The organism is Pseudonocardia alni (assembly GCF_002813375.1).
GTDB classification, from domain to species: Bacteria; Actinomycetota; Actinomycetes; order Mycobacteriales; family Pseudonocardiaceae; genus Pseudonocardia; species Pseudonocardia alni.
In genome coordinates this window covers 5,185,284-5,206,214 of the sequence record NZ_PHUJ01000003.1, presented here as the reverse complement: position 1 = coordinate 5,206,214, position 20,931 = coordinate 5,185,284, and the positions used below count along the sequence as shown (strand labels likewise).

At 73.3% G+C, this 20,931-nt stretch carries 20 protein-coding genes and 4 pseudogenes; 8 read left to right on the top strand and 16 right to left on the bottom strand.

The window, feature by feature from the left end:
• Positions 1 to 4 precede the first annotated feature (4 nt).
• On the bottom strand, positions 5 to 1,702 hold the full coding sequence (locus tag ATL51_RS25630; RefSeq protein ID WP_100880188.1) for a sensor histidine kinase: 1,698 nt from the start codon (positions 1,700 to 1,702) through the stop codon (positions 5 to 7).
• Positions 1,703 to 1,863: 161 nt separating this feature from the next.
• On the opposite strand from ATL51_RS25630, the gene ATL51_RS25625 reads away from it, so the two are divergent.
• From ATL51_RS25625 to ATL51_RS28480, 4 genes and pseudogenes are all read left to right on the top strand, one after another.
• Positions 1,864 to 2,868, top strand: a complete 1,005-nt coding sequence (locus tag ATL51_RS25625) for an Acg family FMN-binding oxidoreductase (protein ID WP_301549189.1) — start codon at positions 1,864 to 1,866, stop codon at positions 2,866 to 2,868.
• 144 nt (positions 2,869 to 3,012) lie between these two features.
• Positions 3,013 to 3,645 (top strand): annotated as a pseudogene (locus ATL51_RS25620) (cytochrome ubiquinol oxidase subunit I); the annotation flags it as partial.
• 552 nt (positions 3,646 to 4,197) lie between these two features.
• The gene (locus ATL51_RS25615; protein ID WP_100880187.1) at positions 4,198 to 5,247 is read left to right on the top strand and encodes a fatty acid desaturase family protein; all 1,050 of its coding nucleotides are present in this window, start codon (positions 4,198 to 4,200) and stop codon (positions 5,245 to 5,247) included.
• 50 nt (positions 5,248 to 5,297) lie between these two features.
• Positions 5,298 to 5,462 carry an RGCVC family protein gene (locus tag ATL51_RS28480; protein ID WP_157818524.1) on the top strand — a complete coding sequence of 55 codons (165 nt, stop codon included), beginning with the start codon at positions 5,298 to 5,300 and terminating at the stop codon, positions 5,460 to 5,462.
• A 35-nt stretch (positions 5,463 to 5,497) separates the two neighbouring features.
• Here ATL51_RS28480 and ATL51_RS25610 read toward each other — a convergent pair whose 3' ends face one another.
• The 4 genes and pseudogenes from ATL51_RS25610 to ATL51_RS25595 all read right to left on the bottom strand — a co-directional run bounded on the left by ATL51_RS25610 (position 5,498) and on the right by ATL51_RS25595 (position 9,560).
• Complete coding sequence (locus ATL51_RS25610) at positions 5,498 to 6,589, bottom strand: class I SAM-dependent methyltransferase (RefSeq protein WP_157818523.1); 1,092 nt, start codon at positions 6,587 to 6,589, stop codon at positions 5,498 to 5,500.
• 176 nt (positions 6,590 to 6,765) lie between these two features.
• A pseudogene (locus ATL51_RS29965) lies at positions 6,766 to 7,413 on the bottom strand (ATP-binding cassette domain-containing protein); the annotation flags it as partial.
• 192 nt (positions 7,414 to 7,605) lie between these two features.
• On the bottom strand, positions 7,606 to 8,547 hold the full coding sequence (locus ATL51_RS25600; protein ID WP_100880185.1) for an NAD(P)/FAD-dependent oxidoreductase: 942 nt from the start codon (positions 8,545 to 8,547) through the stop codon (positions 7,606 to 7,608).
• On the bottom strand, positions 8,544 to 9,560 hold the full coding sequence (locus ATL51_RS25595; protein ID WP_157818522.1) for an LLM class flavin-dependent oxidoreductase: 1,017 nt from the start codon (positions 9,558 to 9,560) through the stop codon (positions 8,544 to 8,546). Before ATL51_RS25595 ends, ATL51_RS25600 begins: the two co-directional genes overlap by 4 nt.
• A 288-nt stretch (positions 9,561 to 9,848) precedes the next feature.
• On the opposite strand from ATL51_RS25595, the gene ATL51_RS25590 reads away from it, so the two are divergent.
• The gene (locus tag ATL51_RS25590) at positions 9,849 to 10,508 is read left to right on the top strand and encodes a DedA family protein (RefSeq protein ID WP_157818521.1); all 660 of its coding nucleotides are present in this window, start codon (positions 9,849 to 9,851) and stop codon (positions 10,506 to 10,508) included.
• A 22-nt stretch (positions 10,509 to 10,530) separates the two neighbouring features.
• On the opposite strand, the gene ATL51_RS25585 is transcribed toward ATL51_RS25590, so the two are convergent.
• Positions 10,531 to 10,854, bottom strand: coding sequence for an SbtR family transcriptional regulator (locus ATL51_RS25585; RefSeq protein WP_208623070.1), 324 nt, complete (start codon positions 10,852 to 10,854; stop codon positions 10,531 to 10,533).
• Positions 10,855 to 10,894: 40 nt separating this feature from the next.
• Between ATL51_RS25585 and ATL51_RS25580 the strand changes: the two genes are divergently transcribed.
• From ATL51_RS25580 to ATL51_RS29615, 3 genes and pseudogenes are all read left to right on the top strand, one after another.
• Positions 10,895 to 11,050, top strand: a complete 156-nt coding sequence (locus ATL51_RS25580; protein ID WP_100880182.1) for an aldo/keto reductase — start codon at positions 10,895 to 10,897, stop codon at positions 11,048 to 11,050.
• 390 nt (positions 11,051 to 11,440) lie between these two features.
• A pseudogene (locus ATL51_RS29620) lies at positions 11,441 to 11,692 on the top strand (alpha/beta hydrolase fold domain-containing protein); the annotation flags it as partial.
• A gap of 91 nt (positions 11,693 to 11,783) precedes the next feature.
• Positions 11,784 to 11,978 (top strand): annotated as a pseudogene (locus ATL51_RS29615) (alpha/beta hydrolase fold domain-containing protein); the annotation flags it as partial.
• A 195-nt stretch (positions 11,979 to 12,173) separates the two neighbouring features.
• Here ATL51_RS29615 and ATL51_RS25570 read toward each other — a convergent pair.
• The 10 genes from ATL51_RS25570 to ATL51_RS25525 all read right to left on the bottom strand — a co-directional run bounded on the left by ATL51_RS25570 (position 12,174) and on the right by ATL51_RS25525 (position 20,927).
• Positions 12,174 to 12,401, bottom strand: a complete 228-nt coding sequence (locus ATL51_RS25570) for an SDR family oxidoreductase (RefSeq protein WP_301549187.1) — start codon at positions 12,399 to 12,401, stop codon at positions 12,174 to 12,176.
• A 132-nt stretch (positions 12,402 to 12,533) separates the two neighbouring features.
• Positions 12,534 to 13,346 carry a mycofactocin-coupled SDR family oxidoreductase gene (locus ATL51_RS25565; protein WP_100880181.1) on the bottom strand — a complete coding sequence of 271 codons (813 nt, stop codon included), beginning with the start codon at positions 13,344 to 13,346 and terminating at the stop codon, positions 12,534 to 12,536.
• Positions 13,347 to 13,366: 20 nt separating this feature from the next.
• Entirely contained in the window at positions 13,367 to 14,251 is an 885-nt protein-coding gene (locus tag ATL51_RS25560) for an alpha/beta fold hydrolase (protein WP_100880180.1), read from the bottom strand.
• Positions 14,251 to 15,171: an alpha/beta fold hydrolase gene (locus ATL51_RS25555; RefSeq protein ID WP_100880179.1), complete on the bottom strand. Its 921-nt coding sequence runs from the start codon at positions 15,169 to 15,171 to the stop codon at positions 14,251 to 14,253. Before ATL51_RS25555 ends, ATL51_RS25560 begins: the two co-directional genes overlap by 1 nt.
• Positions 15,168 to 16,079 carry an alpha/beta fold hydrolase gene (locus ATL51_RS25550; protein ID WP_208623069.1) on the bottom strand — a complete coding sequence of 304 codons (912 nt, stop codon included), beginning with the start codon at positions 16,077 to 16,079 and terminating at the stop codon, positions 15,168 to 15,170. Before ATL51_RS25550 ends, ATL51_RS25555 begins: the two co-directional genes overlap by 4 nt.
• A gap of 18 nt (positions 16,080 to 16,097) precedes the next feature.
• The gene (locus ATL51_RS25545; RefSeq protein ID WP_100880178.1) at positions 16,098 to 16,910 is read right to left on the bottom strand and encodes a mycofactocin-coupled SDR family oxidoreductase; all 813 of its coding nucleotides are present in this window, start codon (positions 16,908 to 16,910) and stop codon (positions 16,098 to 16,100) included.
• Between the two features lies 1 nt (position 16,911).
• Positions 16,912 to 18,021, bottom strand: a complete 1,110-nt coding sequence (locus ATL51_RS25540; protein ID WP_100880177.1) for a glycoside hydrolase family 5 protein — start codon at positions 18,019 to 18,021, stop codon at positions 16,912 to 16,914.
• Between the two features lie 2 nt (positions 18,022 to 18,023).
• Positions 18,024 to 18,908, bottom strand: coding sequence for an alpha/beta fold hydrolase (locus tag ATL51_RS25535; protein WP_100880176.1), 885 nt, complete (start codon positions 18,906 to 18,908; stop codon positions 18,024 to 18,026).
• Between the two features lie 11 nt (positions 18,909 to 18,919).
• On the bottom strand, positions 18,920 to 20,071 hold the full coding sequence (locus ATL51_RS25530) for a glycoside hydrolase 5 family protein (protein WP_100880175.1): 1,152 nt from the start codon (positions 20,069 to 20,071) through the stop codon (positions 18,920 to 18,922).
• A 10-nt stretch (positions 20,072 to 20,081) separates the two neighbouring features.
• Positions 20,082 to 20,927, bottom strand: coding sequence for a sugar phosphate isomerase/epimerase family protein (locus ATL51_RS25525; RefSeq protein ID WP_100880174.1), 846 nt, complete (start codon positions 20,925 to 20,927; stop codon positions 20,082 to 20,084).
• Between the last annotated feature and the right edge of the window lie 4 nt (positions 20,928 to 20,931).

Below are 20,931 nucleotides of genomic sequence, written 5' to 3'. Positions count from 1 at the left end.
CCGCTCAGTCCAGCGGGACCCGCCACCGCAGCCGGGTGCCACCGGTCGCGACATGCTCGGCGACCGAGGTGCCGCCGAGCTCGGCGGCCCGGTCGGCGAGGTTGCGCAGTCCGCCGCGCCGGCCGGTGGGCGCGATGCCGCAGCCGTCGTCGGTGACCTCCACGGTCAGCTCCTGCCCGGCGTCCACCGACACGTGCAACGTGCTCGCACCGGAGTGGCGGACCGCGTTCGACACGGCCTCGCGCACCACGGCCAGCAGGTGCACGCCGACCTGCGCGGGCACGACGGTGTCGATCGGTCCCGCGGTATCGACGGTCGCGTCGATCCCCGATGCGGCCGTCGCGTGCGCGACCACGTCGAGCAGCTGCCGCCGCAGACCGCCCTCCTCCTGATCCGCGGTGTGCAGGTCGAAGATCGAGGTGCGGATCTCGCGGACCGTGCGGTCCAGCTCGTCGACGGCCTGACCGACCTGCTCGCGCACGCCGCCGCCCGCGGGGTCGTCGCCGAGGCGGCGCAGCGAGCCCTGCAGCGTGAGGCCGACCGCGAACAGCCGTTGGATGACGTGGTCGTGCAGGTCGCGGGCGATGCGGTCGCGGTCGGCGAGCACCGCGACCTCGCGCTGGGTCCGTTGCTTCTCCTCCAGCTCCAGGGCCAGCGCCGCCTGCTCCGCGAACGACACCAGCAGCGGCACCTCCGACGGCCGGAACGGCGGATCGCCGGGGGCACGGCGGGCGACCAGGACCCCGCTCACCCGGGCCATGGCCCCCATCGGCACTGCGACCACCGGCCCGCTGGCGCCGTCACCGCTGACCGCGGCCTCGGAGACGTCGGCCAGGACCGGCTGACGGAGCTCGACGGCCCGGTGCAGGAGTGCGTTCTCCGGGCCGCCGACGAGCGGCGGGCGGCCCGCGGTCGCGCCCTCCCGGAAACCGCCGTCGTGGTCGGGGCCCAGCGCGAGCAGCGTCCCGTCGGCGCGGGACAGCTCCAGGCTGCGCCGGGCGATGAGCGCGAGCGTGCCGGCCTCGCCGGTTCCGGCCAGCACCTCTCCGCGGATCTCGGCCAGCGCCTCCAGCCACTGCTGCCGGAGCAGGCCCTGTTCGAACAGGTCGGCGTTCTGCACGGCGATCCCGGCCGCGGCGGCGAGCGCCATCAGGATCAGCTCGTCGTCGGCGGTGAACTCGGTGCCGGTGCGCTTCTCGGTGAGGTAGAGGTTGCCGTAGACGGCGTCACGGACCCGCACGGGGACGCCGATGAAACTGCGCATCGGCGGGTGGTGCGGCGGGAAGCCGACGGAGGCCGGGTGCGTCGACAGGTCCTGCAGGCGCAACGGCCGGGGGTCGGCGATCAGCTGGCCGAGCAGGCCACGGCCCTCGGGCGGGCGCCCCAGCGCGGTACGGGTCGCCTCGTCCAGGCCGACGTCGATGAAGCGGGCGATGCTGCCGTCCGGGGCGAGCACCCCCAGCGCACCGTAGCGGGCGTCGACCAGGTCGACCGCGGACTGCACGATCCGTTGCAGCGTGGTGTCCAGCTCGAGGCCTGCCGCGACCCCGAGCACCGCGTCGAGCAGCCGCTGCGTCCGGCGCCGGGTGGAGGCGATCTCGGCGAGACGCTCCTGCACCTCGGCGATGAGGTGGTCCAGGCGCAGCCCGGCCAGGATCCCGGAGATCTCCCCGGCCCCGTCACCGGTGTCGTCGGTCGTCACTGGCACCGCCTCCCCGGGGAGGCCGCGTCCCGGGCCGCCCCACCCCGACGATACGGCCGTCGAGGACCGGGACCTTCGCACCTGTCCGACCGGAACCGGCAGCGCCGACCATCGCCCCCGCAGGCACCGGTGAACGCCCGGTCCCGGGAAGGACGCACATCATGGACACCGTCGGTGCGGACGCGCCGGTCACCCCGATCCTCGGTCTCGACGCCGCGACGACCGCCCGGGTGCTGGCCACGGCGGGTCGGGCGCCGTCGCTGCACAACGCCCAGCCGTGGCGGTTCCGGACCGGCGCCGACCACGTCGAGCTGCGGGCCGACCCCGCGCGACGGCTGCCGGTCGCCGACCCGACCGACCGCGAGCTGCGGATCGGCTGCGGGGCGGCGCTGTACTCGCTGCGTCTCGCGCTGACCGGGGCCGGGATCCGCCCGCTCGTCACCCGCCTCCCCGACCCGTCGGACCCGGAGCTGCTGGCGGTGGTCCGTCGCGGCGCGACGATGCCGCCCACCCCCGAGCAGCGACGGCTGCTGGAGGCGGTGCCGCGCCGGCACACGAACCGGCGACCGTTCTCCGACGTCCCGGTGCCGGCCCCGACCCGCACCGCGCTCACCCGCGCCGCCTACGAGGAGGGCGCCTGGCTGCAGCTGGTGACCGACCCGGACGACCTCGCCGTACTGGGCCGCCTCGCCCGCGAGGCGCACGCCCGCCAGTCCGCCGACCCCGCCTTCGTCGCGGAGATGGCGGCCTGGACCGGGCGGCACGGCGGCCACGACGACGGTGTTCCCGCCTCCGCGGGCGGACCGCTGCCGGCCCCGAACCACCCGTGGGTGACCCGGGACTTCGGCGGCCCCGCCCACCCGCGGCCCGCGCCGGCCGCGTTCGAGTCGGCGCCGCTGATCGCGGTGCTGACCTCGCACCTCGACGGCCCCCGCGACGACCTGCGCGCCGGCGAGGCCCTGGCGCGGGTACTGCTGACCGCGACCGCCGAGGGCCTGTCGGCCTCGCCGGTGTCCCAGCTGGTGGAGGTCCCCGACGTGCGGGAACGGGTGCGCCGCTCGCTCGCCCGGGACCGGCCCCCGCAGGTCGTCCTGCGCCTGGGCCACGGGGTCCCCGTCCCGGCGACTCCGCGGCGCCCGGCCGCCGACCTGATCGACCCGGGCTGACCCGGAGCACCGGCCCGGGACCTTCGTCCCGGGCCGGCGGGCCCTCCGGTGGGCCGCGGACCACCCTTCGCCCGGAGCCCCGTCCACCGGCGCGGACGACGATCGGGTGACGGGTCCACACGGGACCCGCCGGCTCCGGAGGGCGTGATGGACCTCGACCTCGCGCGGTGGCAGTTCGCGATCACCACCGTCTACCACTTCCAGTTCGTCCCGCTGACGATCGGTCTGTCCCTGCTCGTCGCGGGCCTGCAGACCACCTGGTACGCCACCCGCGACGAGCGCTGGCTCCGCGCCACGAAGTTCTGGGGGAAGCTGTTCCTGATCAACTTCGCGATGGGCGTCGTCACCGGCATCGTGCAGGAGTTCCAGTTCGGGATGAACTGGAGCGACTACAGCCGCTTCGCCGGCGACGTCTTCGGTGCCCCGCTGGCGATCGAGGGACTGCTCGCCTTTGGGATGTTCCTCGTCGCGATCAGCGCCTGGAACCTGGTGCGCGGCCGCCACCGGGAGGTGTTCCACCCCTCCATCCGGGTCGGGCTGTGGACGACGCTCGCCGGGAGCCTCGGCGTCGTCCTCACCGGGGACCTGCAGGCCCGGCTGATGACCCAGCAGCAGCCGATGAAGATGGCCGCGGCGGAGGCGCTCTACGACACCGTCGCGCCGGCGTCGTTCTCGGTGTTCACCATCGGCTCGCTCGACGGCACCCGGGAGCTGTGGAGCCCGCGGGTGCCACGGCTGCTGTCGTTCCTGGCCACCGGCACCTGGGACGGCGAGGTGGCCCCCGGTGTCGTGACCTCCGAGCTCGCCGCCGGCATCACCGACCCGACCGCCCGCGACGCCATGGCCGCCTACCGCAGGCACGCGATCGCACCGGAGGCCGTCGCCGACGCCGTCGCCTACGCGGTCGGCACCTCCCCCGAGATCGACGTCAACGAGATCCTCGTCCGGCCGGTCCGGCAGCGCTGAGCGCCGGCCGGGCCGTCACCGGCCTGGCCCCCCGCCTCCCCGACGATCACCGCCGACCCGGCCGACGCCGCCGCGGTGCACGAGCGCCGCAGGGCTGCCCCGTCGGCGGCGGCCCGCCGCGCCTTCCGGCCCGGCTCCTGAGGAGGCTCCCGGCCGAGCTGCGACCGGGCGTGGGCGTGCGGCCCGGCGACCCGTGTGTCACATTACGGAGGCGCGACCGTGCCGTCCCGTGGTGCGGTTCCGGCCGTTCCCGCACCGGCCAGGGTCGCGTGGTCGCTGTCTCGGCGGCTCGTTCCGACGCGTGAGCCGTGCGGTCGTGAGGACCGCCCGTCCCGTGTCCCGAGGGTCGACCGGAGAGCTCGCATGACTACGTCCCCACCCACCGGCACGTCCCCCCGTCCGACGACGGCGGGCGGGTTCGGCGAGCTGGCCGCCCTGGTGTCCGGGGCGGGTCTGCTGCAGGAGGCCCGTCGCACCTACCTGCTCCTGTTCGCGGCGAACGCGGTCCTGCTCGCCGGCGGCCTCACGCTGTTCGTGTGGCTCGGCCCGTCCTGGTGGCAGCTGCTGCTAGCGGTGTTCTTCGCGGTCGTGACCACGCAGCTGGCCTTCATCGGCCACGACGCGGGCCACCGTCAGATCTTCGCCGGCCGGCGTGCCAACGACGTCGTCGGCTACCTGCACGGCGGGCTGGTCGGGCTGAGCTACGGTGCCTGGGTCACCCAGCACACCGCACACCACGCCCATCCCAACCACGCCGACGACGACCCGGACATCGACATCCCGGTGCTCGCCTTCAGTCCCGAGCAGGCCGCCGCCACGCGGGGCCCCGTCCGATGGATGGTCGGCCACCAGGCGTACCTGTTCCTCCCGCTGCTGTTCCTGGAGGGGTGGAGCCTGCACCTCACCGCCGTCCGGGCGATCCTGCGTCGAGAGGTCCCCCGCCCGCGGCTGGAGGCGGCGTTGTTCGTCGCGCACGCCGTCGGGTACCTGGGGGCGGTGTTCTGGGTCCTCGCGCCGGTGCAGGCCGTCGCGTTCGTCGTCGTGCACCAGGGGCTCTGGGGGGTGTACATGGGTCTGGCGTTCGCTCCGAACCACAAGGGGATGCCGGTCATCCCGGCGGGACGGCGACTGGACCACCTGCACAAGCAGGTGCTGACCTCGCGCAACGTGCTCGGCGGCCGGGTGCTCGACGTCGCGCTGGGCGGCCTGAACTACCAGATCGAGCACCACCTGTTCCCCCGGATGCCGCGCCCGCACCTGCGCCGCGCTCAGCCGATCGTGCAGGAGTTCTGCACCACCCACGGCCTGCCCTACACCCGGACCGGTCCCCTGCGTTCCTACGCCGAGGTCCTCCGCCACCTGCACGAGGTCGGCGCCCCGCTGCGGCGACCCACCGGGCCACCGGCCGACTGACCCGTCCCCGGGTCCGCTCGGGGCGACAACCCCGAAGGAGAACCATCAGCATGGACGACCCGACCCCCTCGACCGCCTCACGCGACACCACCCCGGACGAGCTGTGCCCGGTCTGCCCGCACCCCTGGGAGGATCACGACGCGATCGACCGGAGGTTCTGCTCGGCGAAGATCGCGGGTGGGTCCTCGCAGGGGTGCGTCTGCGCGAAGAAGTGACCGCACCGCGCCGTACCGCCGCCGGGGCGGGGTGACTACGTCGCCACCAGCAGCTGCTGCCCCAGCGCCCGCAGCGGGTCCGTGTCACGGGGCAGCGCCGCGACCGGCCGTAGACCAGCGGCGGCGAGCTCGGCCCACCACTGCCGTTCGGTCAGGAAGATCCGGTCGGTGCCGGCGCGCAGGTCCCCGCTGCCGGCGGCGGCCGCGCCCGGACGCGCGGACATGAGGAACTGCATCGACACCAGCGCCGGGAGGTGCTCGCGGGTCGACTCGACCAGGGCGAGCACCCCGCCGGGGGCCAGCACCCCGCGGAGGGCGGCGAGCGTCGCGCGGACGTCGACGGCGTTGTGCAGGACGTTCGCCGCGACGACGAGGTCGTGTCGGCCGTCGTGGGCGGCCAGGTCGGTGGTGACGTCGAGCAGCGCGGTCCGCACCCCGGGGAACCGGGTCGCGGCCAGGTCGAGGAAGAACCGTGAGACGTCGGTGAACAGGTAGTCGACCGGCGCCTCCCCCAGGCCGTCGAGGACGGCGCGGGTGCTGCCGCCGACGCCGACGCCCAGCTCCAGGACGCGCAGCGGCTCCGCCCGGGTCCGTGCGGTGGTCGCGGCGAGGTGGGCCAGCGCCCCGTTGAGGTAGGTGTTGATCGTGTTGTCCTGGTAGCTCGCCAGGGCGGTGGCGATCTCGCCGTCGGGGAACAGCAGCGCCTGCAGCGGCACCTCGTCGCGCAGCAGCTCGGGCAGGTGGGCCATGGCGGCGGCGAAGAACTCGACCATCGCGGGCGGGTAGCCCAGGTCGGTGCAGGCCGCGTGCAGCGCGCCGTCCGGCTGCGGCCCGGGGTCGCCGTGCGCGGCGAGCTCGGCCCGCCACCGCCGCACCAGCCACGCGTGCCGCGGGGCGACGTCGGGGTCCCCCGCGTCGAACACCGAGGCCATGGCACGCAGCGCGACGGCGTCGAGCCGGGCGACCGCGTCGGCGGGGCCCGCGTCGCCGGCCGGTGCGCCGCCGGACAGCGCGGCCCGGCCCGCGGCGTCGGCCGCGGCGACGTCGTCCGGCCCGGCGACGGGCAGCAGGACCGTCGCGTCGGTGCCGGTGAGTCGCCGCGCGAGCGGCCCGACCCGGCTCCGCACGAACGCGGGGAACGGCTCGTGGGCCCGGCCCGGGCCGGCCAGCCCGGCGGCGGGCCGGGCGGCCGCGGCGGCGGGCCGGGCGACCGCCAGCAGCTCGGGGTCGTCCGGGTCGAGCAGGACAGCGCCGCCGGGCGCCGTCCCGCCACGTCGGGCGGCAGGCCGACCGCGCCCAGCAGCCGGACCGCCTCGGCGCGGGCGCCGGCGGCGGACAGGCCATGGAGCCGGCGCAGCGGGCGGGCGACGGCGGCCCCCGCGGTGCGGGCCGGGTTGAGCTCGTGGACGGGGTGCTGCCCGACCAGCGCGACGACGCCCGGGGTGCGGTCACCCACCGGCCACGGCGTGGCGGCACCGGCCAGTGCGAGGGTGCCCCCCGGCCGCACCCCGGCCAGTGCCCGGAGCAGGGTGGTCTTGCCGCAGCCGGACGGCCCGGTGACCACGGTCAGCCCGCCGGGCCGCACGGGAACGACCACGTCCGCGGCGGCCCCGGGGACGGCCGTGGTGACGTGCCGCGCGTCGAGGACCGGTACCGCGGTGGGCGACGGCCGTGCTCCTGCCCCGGACGGCGGCGGACCGGCCGGGGACGGCGGCGGCGCGGGGGCGCCCACCCGCACGACCCGGTCGGCGACCGCGGCGACGGCCGGGTCGTGGGTGACGACGAGGGTGACGCCGCCGCGGGCCCGGAGCAGCTCGACGACGACGGCGGTCGAGGCGGGATCGAGGCCCGCGGTGGGCTCGTCGAGCACGAGCAGGGCGGGGTCGCCTGCCAGCGCCCTGGCGAGCGCGACCCGGCGGGCCTGGCCCCCGGAGAGCCGGTCGGGCCGCAGCCCCCCGACGGCCGCCGGGTCGAGGCCGACCGCACGGAGCGCCGCATCGGGGTCGGGGACGGGCAGCTGGGCCCGGGCGTCGCGCAGCGGGTGCAGCGCCGGGTCCTGCCCCGGCTGGCCGCCACCCCCTCGGTGGACGAGCTGCGGTACTGACCCGGGCGCCCCGGACCGCGTCCGGGGCGCCCGCCGGGCTCACCCCTGGCCGGGGGCGACCGGCAGACCGGTCCGGAACAGCTCCTGCTCCAGCCACACCGCCGCGGCGACGCCGCTCCCGGCGCCCACGCTCACCAGTGTCACGCCGTCGGGCAGCCCGGGCTGACGGGCCGCGTCGCCGGCGGCGGAGACCCCCGGGACCGAGGTCCGGCCGCACTCGTCGACGGCGATCGTGCCGTCGTCGAGCACGGTCGCGCCGAGGCTCCCGGCCAGCGCGGTGCCAGGGCGGGTCGGGGCGCGGTGGTAGATGCCGTCGCGGGCGAGGGTGGTGCCGTCGGCGAAGCGGAGCTCGAGCGCGCCCAGGTCGCCGTCGATCGCCGTGATCGGGGACTCCACGACCCGCACGCCGCCCGCCTCCAGGTTCGCCGCGACCCAGCCGGGCAGCTCGGCGGGGCCGTGGGTGGCGAGGACGACGTCGTCGCTGAACCGGTCCCGCACGTAGGCGGCGAGCATCCCGGCCAGGCCGTTGCCGATCACCACGAGCGCCATGCCGGTGGTCTCGTAGCCGTGGCAGAACGGGCAGTGGAACACCGAGCCGCCCCACCGCTGCGCCAGCCCGGGCACGTCGAGCGGCTCGTCGACCTGGCCGCCGGCCAGCAGCAGCCGACGCGCCCGCACGACGGCGCCGTCGTCGTCGAGGTCGAGGGTGAAGTCGTCGAGGGCGCCGCGCACGCCGACGACCCGGCCCGCCCGGCGGGTCACCGTCGGGTAGGCGTCGACCTCCGCGCGGCCGTCGGCGAGCAGCTGCGCCGGGTCCGCGCCGTCGCGGCCGAGGTACATGTGCATCTCGGCGGCCGGGGCGTTGCGCGGCTCGCCGGCGTCGACGAGCAGGACGCGACGCCGCTGGCGGCCGAGCACGAGGGTCGCCGACAGGCCCGCGGGCCCACCGCCGACGACCACCACGTCGTAGGTGTCGTTCACGCGTTCTCCAGTTCCGTGCGGACGGCGGGCAGGACCTCGGTCGCGAGGCGTTCGACGTTGGCGAGCACCGCGTCGTGCTCGCCGGAGGACTCGACGTGCAGCAGCACCCGGCCGGCCCCGCTCCCCCGGACCAGGTCGACGAGCCGGCGGACACAGAGCTCGGGCGGCCCGATCGGCTGGCGGGCGAGGATGCCCGCGGCCAGCTCGTCGGGGGTGGGCCGCGGACCGCGGTACTCCTCGACCAGCACGTACTCGGCGTAGCCGGAGGCGAACACCGGCGCCAACCGCTCGTAAACGACCCGTTCGGCCTCGGCGACCGAGTCGGTGACATGGGCCAGGGCCCCGGTACCGTGCACCGGGCGCGCCGCGGTGAGCTGCTCGTAGTCGGCGACCAGCCGTGCCTGCTCGTCGGCGGTCTGAGAGAAGAAGAACAGCATCGGCAGGCCGTGCCGGGCGGCCAGCTGCACCCCGGTGGCCGAGGTCGCGGCCACGTGCACCGGCGGGTGCGGACGCGTGTACGGCTCCGGGCCGGGTGCGACCTCGCGGAACCGGTAGTGCTCGGAGTCGGCGGACACCCGCCCGGTGAAGGAGTCGAGGACGAGGCCGAGCGCCTCGGGCAACCCGGTGCGCCACCGCTCGATGCCGGTGCCGAGGACCTCGTGGTCCACCACCGGCCCGGCCCGGCCGACGCCGAGGTCGAACCGGCCGCCGGAGAGCTGGTCGAGCAGCGCCGCCTGCTCCGCGACGTGCACCGGCGGGTGCGTCGGCAGGATCGTCACGGCCGTGCCGACCCGCACCCGCCGGGTGCGGCCGAGCAGGAACGCGGCCAGCGTCGTCGCGGAGGGGTTGACGCCGTAACCGGTCAGGAAGTGGTGCTCGGTGGTCCACACCGACGCGAACCCGTGCGCCTCGGCCGCCTGCGCGACGTCTGCGGCCAGCGCGAACACCTCGGTCGCGCTCTGCCCGGGGAAGCGGTGGGTGAACAGCATGACGCCGAACGAGGGAGGAGCCACGCGCTAACAGTATCGGATGTCGTTATCGCCTGCTGACTTGTCGGCCCACACGACGGCCATCGACCGTGGCGCCGGACGCCCCGGACCCGGACGCCTACGTCGGCACGTCCCCGTCCCGTCCGCACCGGACGACGTCGGCCACAGCCGGATCCAGCCTCTCACCTGCCGACCGTCCGATCGAGGGGTTCCCGCCCGACGCCGATCGGCCCTGTTAACGTCCCGGCGGATGTCCGAGCGCGACGAGGGTCGACGGCCGGGGAACCGCAGGGCCACGTGATCGTGGACGCGATGGCGGCGCTCGCGGGCTGCTTCGGCGCGGGCCTACTGGTGGTCGCGGCGGTCGCACTGATCGCGGAGTCGGGCCTGCTGGTCGGCGTGGTGCTGCCCGGCATCAGCGTGACGGTCGGACTCGGCGTCCTGGCCGGGGCCGGCGCGGTGCCCGGTGTCGCCGCGGGCCTCACCGCCGCCGTCGCCGGCGCCGCCGGGCCGAGCCTGGGCTACTGGCGGGCTCGACGGGGCGGCCCGTCGGCGCTGCGCAGCAGGCGCGGCATGCCGGCCGCGGCAGTCCGGGTGCTCCGCCTCGCCGAGCGTCGTCCGGCGCTCGCGGTGGTGCTCGGCCAGTGGTTCGCGGTGGTCCGGACCCTGGTCCCGCGCGTCGCGGGCGGCGTCCTGCCGTACCACCGGTTCGCGGTGGTCAGCATCCCGGTGGCCGCCGCCTGGGGACTCGGCACGTTCACCCTGGGGTGCCTGCTCGCCCAAGGCTCGGCGACTGCAGCCCGGCTGGTGGCGGCGCAGCAGACGACGGCGACCGTGCTCCTCGCGCTCCTGCTGCTCACGGTGGTCGGAGTACTCGTCCGCGGGTTCGTGCGTCGACGCGCGATCCCGGGTGGGGCGCGCCCCGCGGCCGACGTCGCGGACCGGCCCGGCCGACGTCGTCACCGGCGGTGAGCCCGGACCGGCGCGGCCTGGCTCAGACCCCTCCGGCCTCCTCCGCTGAGGGTGACCGCGCTCCGTCGACCACCAGGGCAGGGCGGGCGATCACGTCGACGAGGTGCTCGGCGCGCGCGGCCAGGGCGGGCTGGTCGCCCAGCCAGGCGAGGCCTGCGATGAGCGCGAGCAGGTCGGTCCCGTCGAGGCCGCTGCGGGCCTGCCCGGCTTCCTGGGCCCGGCCGAGCAGTCGCGCCCCCGACGCGCGCAGGCCGACGCAGGACTCGTGCAGGGCGGAGCGGGCTCCTCGACCGCCGAGACCATGGCTTCGGTGACACCGCGGTAGACCGTGGTGAAGCGAACGCACTCGCGCACCCAGGACAGGAGCGCCTCCTCCGGCGCCGCCAATGGCAGTGGCGCTGAGCTGGCTGTTGCAGCGATCCCCGAACATGCTGCTGATCCCGGAGGCGACATCGGTGACGCACCTGCGCGAGAATCTCGCCGGCGCAGCCACCGTGCTGTCCGAGCAGGACGTAGCGGAGCTCGACACCATCGGGCGCTGACCCGGCTCTCTGCGACAGGGGGCCCGCTCGGCGAGCGGGGGGCTGCTGCGCGCGCATCACACCCGAGCGGGCCGGGCATCCGGAAGCGGGCCACCTCGATGTCGAGTCGATGGAGCTACCTGCCGACCCGGCCTGCTCCAGACCTTCTCCACCGCGCCCGCCGGCTCGGCGACCGCGGACGGCTGGGCCCGCCGCCGCTGAACGGCGCGACCGCGACCTGGCCGTCGCGCGCGCACGCATGGCGGCGCTCACGGTCGCAACGCCTGTGTACGTGCACCCGAGAGCATCGTGCTGGAGACCCGGACCGTCGCGGGCGCGCCCGGTGCGCCGGACGTCCCCGTCCTCGTCTTCTCCCCCGTGCAGGGCACGGCCAGGCCGGCGCTGGTCTACATGCACGGGGGTGGTTTCGTCCTCGGCGACGCCGCCGGCGACCAGGAGCTCCCGGCCCTGCTCGCCGCGGAGCTGGAGGCGGTGGTCGTGAGCGTCGACTACCGGCTGGCCCCCGAGAGGCCCTTCCCCGCCGCGATCGACGACTGCTACGCCGTCCTGTGCTGGCTCGCGGGCCACGCCGACGAGCTCGGCGTCGACACGACCAGGATCGGGATCGGCGGGGTGAGCGCGGGCGGCGGACTCGGCGCGGGCACAGCCCTGATGGCGCGACCGGGGCGGCCCCGCGCCGCGCTTCCAGTTCTCCGCCGTCCCCGAGCTCGACGACCGCCTGGAGACCCCGTCGATGCAGACCTTCGTGGACACACCGTTGTGGAACCGCCCGAACGCGGTCGAGAGCTGGCGCCACTACCTCGGCGACCGCGACCCGTCCGAGGAGGTGTCCCCGTACACCGCGCCCGCACGGGCGACCGATCTGGCCGGTCTACCGCTCACCTACCTGTCCGTGTGCGAGTTCGACCCGCTCCGCGACGAGGGCATGGCATACGCGCAGCGCCTCGTTCGAGACGGCGTCCCGACCGAGCTGCACCTGTACCCCGCCACGGCTCCGGTGGCCTCGTGCCCACTGCCGAGCTGTCACGGCGGATGCGGACGGAGTTCGTCGCCGCGATCGGACGTGGGCTGGACTCGAAACCCGCCCCCACCGACGATGCGGTCGTCGCACCGGGGTTCCTGGCTACGTGAGCAGGAAACCGGCGTCCACGGGCACGGTCGTCCCCGTGATCCGCTTCCCGGCGTCGGAGCAGAGGAACGCGATCACCTCGGACACGTCGGCCTCGGCCAGGGCGTCCCCCGGCATCAGGTTGAACCGCATGGCGTTGCCGAGCCCCTCGTACTCGGTCAGCCACTGCGGACGCGCGGACGCGCTCTGCGGCTGCCCGGATCCTGCCGGCGAGCACTGCAACAGCGGTCATGGATGCTGCACTCGACAAGCCAAGCGGTGGCCGCACCCTCTCCGGCCGACACGCCGCACGGCCTGCATCAACTCGACGACGGCAACGCGGCCTCCCGGAGCACCGCGCCGTCCGAGCAGGGCCTACTTCAGCATGAAGCCGGCGTCCACCCGCACCTCTGTACCGGTGACGTAGCGGGCGTCGTCGCTGACCAGGAACGCGATCATCTTCGACACGTCCTCGGGCTGTACCACGTCCACGGGCATCAGGTTGCCGCGCATCGGGCCGGTGAGCCGCTCGTGGGTGCCCATCCAGTCGACGAACCACTGGTTGTTGGACATCTCGGTGTTCACGCCGGTGGGGTGCACGACGTTGACCCGGATCATCTCCGGCGCCAGCTCCCACGCCAGCGTGCGCATCAGCGCGATCAGCCCGTGCTTGGCCACGTTGTAGTGGGTGCAGCCGGCCACCGAGCGCAGGCCGCCGGTGGAGCCGGTGAGCGTGATCGCCCCGCCGCGCTTCCCGGAGATCATGTGCGGGATGAACGCCCGGCAGACCTTCCAGCCACCCGTGACGTTGATGTCGAGCATGTCCTGCCACTGCTCGTCGCTGAGCTGCCACGTGCTGTCCGCGGCGCCCATGACGCCGGCGTTGGACACCAGCGCGTCGACGCGTCCGAACTCGGTCATCGTGACGTCCGCGGCACGCTGGACCGCCGCGGTATCGCGGATGTCGGCCTCGATCGCCAGGCAGCGCCGGTCGTGCTTCTCCACCAGCGCCACGGTCTCGGCCATGTCGTCGGCGGTGCTCATCGCGTAGTCGATGGTGGCGATGTCGCCCGGCGCGTCGAGGATGACGACGTCGGCGCCCTCGCTCGCGAGCGTGACCGCGTGCGAGCGGCCCTGCCCGCGCCCGCCGCCGGTGATCACCGCGACCTTGCCGTCCATGCGGCCCATGTCAGTTCCTTCCGTCTCTCTCACGCAGCGAAGAACTCACGCAGGACACCGGCCAGCTCCGCCGGCTGCTCCAGCGCCATGCTGTGTCCGCACTCGGCGATCTCGACGTAGCGCACGTCGTCGCTCACGCGCTCCATCTGCCGGCGGGTCTCCTCGCCGATGAACAGTTCACTGGCCACCGCGAGCACCGGCATGGGCAGCTTGGTCCGGCCCCACTCCTCGTCGAGCGCGATGTTGGTGAACGTGGCGCGGTAGACCTCGAAGATCGCCCGCAGCCCGCCCGGCGCGGACGAGCAACGCGTCCACTCGGCCACGCAGTCCGGAGTGATCGCGGCGGGGTTGTAGGTCTCGTTCTTCATCCACGTCGACCAGAAGATCTCCTCCCGACCGCTGATCAGCATTTCCGGGAAGTCCGGGACGTGGAAGAAGCCGACGTGCCACAGGAAGTGGCTGGACCGCACGTTGTCGGCGGTGAGCGCCGACCAGTCCTCCAGCCCGAAGCCGGGCAGCAGCATCTCGCCGTAGGACAGCTTGGTGACGCGCTCGGGGAACGTGGCGGCGACGGCGTAGGCGAACGCGGCGCCCCAGTCCTCGCCCGCCACGGCGAACGTCTCGTGGCCCAGCTCGGTGAGCAGCGCGCCGACATCCTCGGCGATCGTGCCCATGTCGTAGCCGCCCTCGGGCCGCTCGGAGTCGCCGAACCCGCGCACGTCGGGGGCGATCACGGTGAAGTGCTCGGTGAGCAGCGGGATGACGCGGTGCCAGTAGTACCAGGTCTTCGGCACGCCGTGCAGCAGCACGAGCGCGGGCCCCGACCCAGCGGTGACGTAGTGCAGCCGCACCCCGTTGACGGTCTTGCGGCCGTGCGTGACGGGGGTGCCGGCGTGGTCGGTGACGTCCAACATCAGTGCTCCCTGGTGGTGCGGTCGAACCGGGTCACGATCTCCACCAGCGCGGCCGGGTTCTCCTCGGCGATCCAGTGCCCGGCCTGCGGCACCGACTCGACGGTGACGTTCTCGGCGACCTCGCGGCCCATCTCCTCGGTGACGGAGTCGAACAGGCTGACCTGGCCGTGCAGCCCGAGCACAGGCATCGTCAGCTTCCCGTTCGCCGCCAGTGCCGCCCGCGTGTCGACGGCGTCCTGCTCGAAGGCGCGGTAGAGGTCGAACCCGGCGCGCATCGCGCCCGGCTCGGCGTACGCGGCGGCGAAGTGGTCGGTGTCCACCGCGGTGGGGCGGAAGCCGAGCTTGTCGTAGAAGTGCTGCAGATACCAGCGCTCGCGGCCAGCGGTGAGTGCCTCGGGCAGGTCCAGGATCGTGTGGAACGCGAAGTGGAACAGGGTGGGGTCGTTCTTCATCCGGTCGTGCACCTCGGTGCCGGGCAGCGGCGCCTCCCCGTAGCCCATGGCGCGGGTGTCGCCGGGGTAGCGGAGGGCGTACGCGGTGGCGAGTTGGCCGCCCAGGTCGTGCCCGAGCACGAAGGCGGGCCCGGTCAGCCCGAGATGGTCGTGCAGGAGCTGGTGGATGTCCTCCGCCATCTCCCGCTTGGTGTAGCCACCGGGAGGCAGGTCCTCGACCCGTGGGTCCACGGTGCGGCCGAGGTCCAGACGCGGGCGCGACGTGTTGCCCGCGCCGCGGTAGTCGGGCGCCACGACGTGGTAGCCCTCGGCGGCGAACATCGGCAGGACGTGACGCCACTGCCACGAGGTCTCCGGCCAGCCGTGCAGCAGCACCAGCGTGTCCTCGCCGGTCCCGGCCTCGTAGTAGTGCATCCGGACGCCGGTCTCCAGCAGAGCGGTCCCGGTCATCTCCGCGAGGTCGTTCATGCCGCCACCGCCTCCCCGAAGAACTCCAGATAGATCCGCGCCAGCTCGTCGGGCCGCTCCAGGGACGGGTTGTGCCCACACCGCTCGATCACGACGCTGCGGACGTCCTGCGCGACCGGCTCCATCTGGTGGCGGACCTCGTCGCCGAAGAACGCCTCGCCGCCGACGGCCAGCACCGGGATGGTCAGCTTGTGTTCGAACTGGGGTGCGTTCTGCTCGCCGTCGAGGTCGTTGGCCCGGTACACCTCGAGGATCGTGTGGGTGCCGCCCGGCGACTCCAACCAGCGGACCTGCTCGTCGACGTCCTCGTCGGTGGCTGCGCTGGGGTCGTACATCTCGCGCTTCATGAAGAACGACCAGAACTCGCGCTCCCGGCCGGGCATGAGCATCTCGGGGTAGTGCGGCACGTTGAAGAAGTCCAGGTGCCACATCGTGCGGGTGTCCTCCTTCTTCAAGGTCCTGGTACGACCCGCGACGTCGTCGCTGCCGTACCCGAGCCCCGGCAGGAGCATCTCCTGGAACACGAGTTGCTCCACGCGGTCGCGGTGGAACGCGGCCACCGCGTAGGCGATGGCGGCGCCCCAGTCCTCCCCGACGATCCGGAAGCGCTCGAAGCCCAGGTGGTCGGCGAGCGCGACGATGTCCTGCGCCATCGTCTGGGTGTCGTACCCGGTCTGCGGCCGCTCGGAGTCGCCGTAGCCGCGGCAGTCCACCGCGACGACGGTGTGGTGCGGGGTGAGCAGCGGGATCACCTTGCGCCAGAAGAACATCGTCTTCGGCACGCCGTGCAGCAGGATCACCGGGTCGCCGGAGCCACCCATCGCGTAGTGGATGTTCACGCCGTTGACCTCGGGGCGGCCGTGGGTGAGCCGCTGTCCGGCGTGGTCGGTCATGTCGTAGGTGCCCATGGGGACCTCCGTTCCGTCCTACTTGAGCATGAAGCCGGCGTCGATCGGCACGGTCGTCCCCGTGATCCACTTGCCCGCGTCGGAGCAGAGGAAGGCGACGACGTCGGAGACGTCGCGCTCGGGCAGCGCGTCCACCGGCATGAGGTTGAAGCGCATGGCGTTGCCGAGCTCCTCGTGCTCGGTGAGCCACTGCGGGAAGTAGTCGTTGTTCGACATCGGCGAGCCGACACCCGTCGGGTGGATCGTGTTGACCCGGATCGACTCCGGCGCCAGCTCGCGCGCCAGCGTCCGCATCAGGCCGACGATGCCGTGCTTGGCCGCCGTGTAGTGGGTGCAGCCGGCGACCGCGCGCAGGCCCGCGATCGACGACGTGATGAGGATCGTGCCGCCGTTGCCGCCCGCGCGGATGTGCGGGACGACGGCGCGGCAGGACTTGAAGACGCCCGTCAGGTTGATGTCGATCATGTCGTCCCAGGCCTCGTCGGTGAGCTCCCAGGTGTTCTCCGACAGGCTGAGGATCCCGGCGTTGGCCAGGTGGATGTCGATGCGCCCGAACTCGCTCATCGCCGTGTCGGCGAGGCGCTCCATGTCCGCGGTCTTCCGGACGTCGGCCTCGATCGCGACGCAGCGCCGGTCGAGCTTCTCCACCGCGGCGACGGTCTCGTCCAGGTCACCGGGCCGCCCCGTCGGGAACGGGACGGTGGCCACCTGCTGCGTGATGTCGCAGACGACGATGTCGGCGCCCTCCTGGGCCAGCCGGATCGCGTGGGACCGGCCCTGCCCGCGCCCGCCGCCGGTGATCACGGCGACCTTGCCGTCGAGCTGCCCCATGTCAGTCCTTCCCGTGCTGCGCGAGCGCGCGGCGGTTGTGTTCGGTGATGGCGTCGGTCAGGTCGCGGTAGGGCTCGTCCCACGGGTCCTTGAGCCCCCAGCCGCGGCCGCCGGTGTTCTCCACGTAGCCGCACCAGTGCCAGCCGGCGAACCACGGCTCGTCGAGCACGGCGTCCAGGGCGGCGCCGTAGTCGACCCCGCGGGCGGCGTGGTCGGGCAGCCCCTCGCGGTGCGGGTTGAGCTCGGTGGGCGTCCAGTTGCCGGTGTCGGCGACGATCACCGGCTTGCCCCCGCACTGTTCGCGCCAGCGCGCGAGGTCCGCGCGCAGCTGCGTGCGGGACTCCTCGGTCGGCTCGGTGAAGTACTGCACCGACAGCACGTCGACGAAGGGCTCCATCGCCCGCAGCACCGGCTCCGGGATGCCTTTGTTGCCGTTGAACCGGTCGCCGAGGATCAGGTGGTCGGGGTCGTAGCGGCGGATCGCCGTCACGATCGTCTCGTAGTAGCGGCTCGCGACGTCGTAGAGCTTCTTCTCCCGCTCGGCCGCGTCCAGGCCCTGGAGCTCGGCGAAGTCGGCGCCGGAGGCGTGCGGCAGCCAGGCCGGGATGTCGACGAGGAAGTAGCCGAGCAGGTCGGGCGAGTCGGCGTGCTCGGCGGCGATGCTGCGCGCGAGGTAGTCGCACCAGACCGCGAAGTCGTCGCCTCCGTGAGCAGGGTCCATGGGCCGGAACGCGGGGTAGCCGTTCCAGTCCTCGATCTCCTGCACCGGCACCTGAGCGACGTAGGGGATGCCCGCCCCGCGCAGCTCGGCGGCCGACCACGGGGTGGAGTGCTTGAGGTCGATCGGGTCGCCGAACCAGTCCAGCGCCTCACCCCAGCCGCCGGCGACGTACTCCTGCGTCCAGCCCAGCGTGTTGAACGACCAGTTCCGCAGGTCGGCGACGGCCCCGTCGGCGATCCAACGTTCGCGGGAGCCGTAGCGCTCCCGCCAGATGTCGCGGTTGTAGGGGAACTTGAGGTTGGTCTCGTCCACGTGGTTCAGGGCCAGGGACAGGAACGGTTCCCCGTCCGGGTCGACCAGCCGCCCGTCGCGGACTGCGAACGTCGCCATCTCTACAGCTCCCCGGCGAAGAATCGGAGGTAGTGCCCGGCCAGCTCGTCGGGCGACTCCTCGGCGAGCTGGTGGCCCCACGGCAGGGTCACCGCCCGCACGTCGTCGGCGACCTCGTGCATCTGCCGCTCGTTGTCGGCGCCGATGAAGTGCTCGCTGCCCACGGCCAGCACCGGCATCGGGAGCCGGGTCTTCGCGGACTCCCTGTTCTGGTCGCCGTCGGTGAGCGTGGCCCGGTAGATCTCGCACATGCACTTCACGCCGCCGGGCGAGGAGTAGCAGCGCACGTACTCGTCGAGCGCGTCCGGGGTGATCGCCGACGGGTCGTGCGTCTCGTGCTTCATGAAGTAGGAGAAGTACTCCCGCTCGTGCCCGCTGATCAGCATCTCCGGGAACTCGGGCACCGAGTAGAAGTTGATGTGCCAGAGCCAGACGTAGCTGCGGACGTTGTCCGGGGTCAGGAACGAGTAGTCCTCCAGCCCGAACCCGGGAAGGATCATCTCCTGGTAGACCAGTTGCTGGACGCGGTCGGGGTGCCGGGCGGCGAGCTGGTAGGCGGCCGCGGCGCCCCAGTCCTCGCCGACCACCCGGAAACGGTCGTGCCCGAGCTCGGTCATCAGCTCGGCGAAGTCCTCGGCCACGTTCGCCATGTCGTAGCCGCCGTCGGCGTGCTCGGAGTCCCCGAGCCCGCGCATGTCCGGCACCACCACCTGGTAGTGCGGCGTCAGGAACGGGATCACGTGCCGCCAGTGGTAGGAGGTCTTGGGCACCCCGTGCAGGAGCAGGACGGGCTCCCCCTCGCCTGCGGTCAGGTAGTGCAGACGCACGCCGTTGACGGTGGCGCGGCCGTGGCGGACGAGGTCCCCGTTGTGGTCGACGATTCTCATGGGCTTCCCTCTCAGAGCAGGTCGTAGACGGTGCGGTTGAAGTCCGCGATCGGGTCGACGTACTCGCCGTACGGCTCGTCCCACGGGTCCTTCATGCCCCACCCGCGCGAGAGGTTCTCGACGTAGCCGCACCAGTGCCAGCCCAGGAGCCACGGCTCGCGCACCAGGTCGGTGAACGTGTCGATGTAGTGGCGGGCGCGAGTGGCCTGGTCCGGGACGCCGTCCATCGTGCGGTGGGGGTTGAGCTCGGTAGCGGTCCAGTTGCCGATGTCGGGGATGAGGATCGGCTTGCCGACGCGCTTGTACAGGCCGCGGGCGTGGGTGATCATGTGGTCGCGCGAGGCCTGGTCGTTGCCCGGGTAGTACTGCACCGACAGCACGTCGATGTAGGGCTTCGCGGCCTCGAGCACCACGTCGGGCAGCTCGTTGTCGCCGTTGTAGCGGTCGCCCAGGATCAGGTGGTGCGGGTCGTAGGTGCGGATGTGGCGGTGGATCGTCTCGTAGTACCTGGTGGCGATCTCGAACAGCTTCGCCTCGCGCTTGTCCCCCTCGAGCCCCTCGAGCCCCGGCCAGTCCGCACCCGCGGGGTGGCGGAACCACAGCGGCGCGTCGACGAACGAGTAGCCGATGAGGTTCTTGCTCGCCGCGGCGTCCACGCAGATGCTGCGCGCGAGGTAGGCGCAGTGGTCGTCGAAGTCGGCGTCGAAGACGTCGGGGTAGTACGGGCGCCCGTTCCAGTTCTCGTTCTCCGCCAGGCGCATCTGGATGATGTAGGGCATCCCGGCGGCCTCCAGGTCGGCCACCGTCCACTGCGACCCGTGCTCGACGACCACGATCTGCGACCAGTCGAACTTCTCGCGCCAGCCGCCGCCGATGTACTGCTGGGTCCAGCCGATCGAGTTGAAGCCCCAGTTGCGTAGGTCGGCGACGACGCCCTCGGAGATCCAGCGCTCCCGCGAGCCGCCGTAGCGCTTCTGCCAGACCTCCAGGTTGTGCGGGTACTTGAGGTCGGAGTCGTCGATGTGGTTCAGGCCGACGGACAGGAAGCCGTTGCCCAGCGGGTCCACGAGCCACCACCGGTCGCCGTCGCGGTCGAGCCGGAACGCCCCGGTGGCGTCGAAGGTCCAGCGAGTCGAGCCGCCGTAGCTGTCGATCTCGGACAAGGTCTTCCCCTCAGCGCGGGAGGCACGAACGCACGTAGGCGTCGGCCTTGGCCAGTTCGTCGGTGATGTGGTGCAGGGGCCAGCCGCCGGTGCCGTGGCACTTGAGGCTGGCGGGGCCGGAGTAGCCGACGCGGGCGAGCGTCCCGAGCGGGACGGCGTGGTCGAGGGTGCCGCCGACGCGGGGCAGCTGTTGCTCCCCCGCCCCGAAGTTCAGACCGTCGACGCCGTGGCGGTAGGCCCGGTCGATGTCCCAGATGTAGTAGTAGAAGAGCTTCCGGCGCTCGGCGAGCCAGGTGATGGCCTCGCTGATGCCGTCCTGCATGACCCACAGGTGTGGCGGGGCGAGGCAGATCCCGAGGTTCGGGTGGTCGATGTCGCGTACCAACCGCTTGATCTGCGCGAGTGTGTCGACGCCTTCGTCCCAGCGCTGCTCCTCGCCGTGACCGGACTCGAAGTCGGCGTTGAACGGCACGGTGAGGTGGTTCTCCACGGCGATCCGGACGCCGTCGCGGGCGGCGGCCTCCACCAGGGTGGGGAGGAACGTCGCGACGAAGTCGGGGTAGTTGGCCTCGCAGTCGAAGATCACGGTGTCGATGCCGAGGTCGCGGGCGAACTCGATGCGCTCGAGCATCTCGTCCTGTGTCTTCCCGTACATCGTCAGGCCGCAGGGGCGCACGCCGTAGCGGTCGAGCACCGCGCGGATCGCCGACGGGTCGTCGCCCGGGGTCACGTGGTGGGCCAGCGGCGCGGCCGAGGACCACAGGTTGACCTCGGTGAACCCGAGCCCGGCGAGTTCGCGGATCGCCACCTCGAGCGGATAGTCGTGGTACGGCAGGATCTCTGCGGTGTAGCGCACTTCT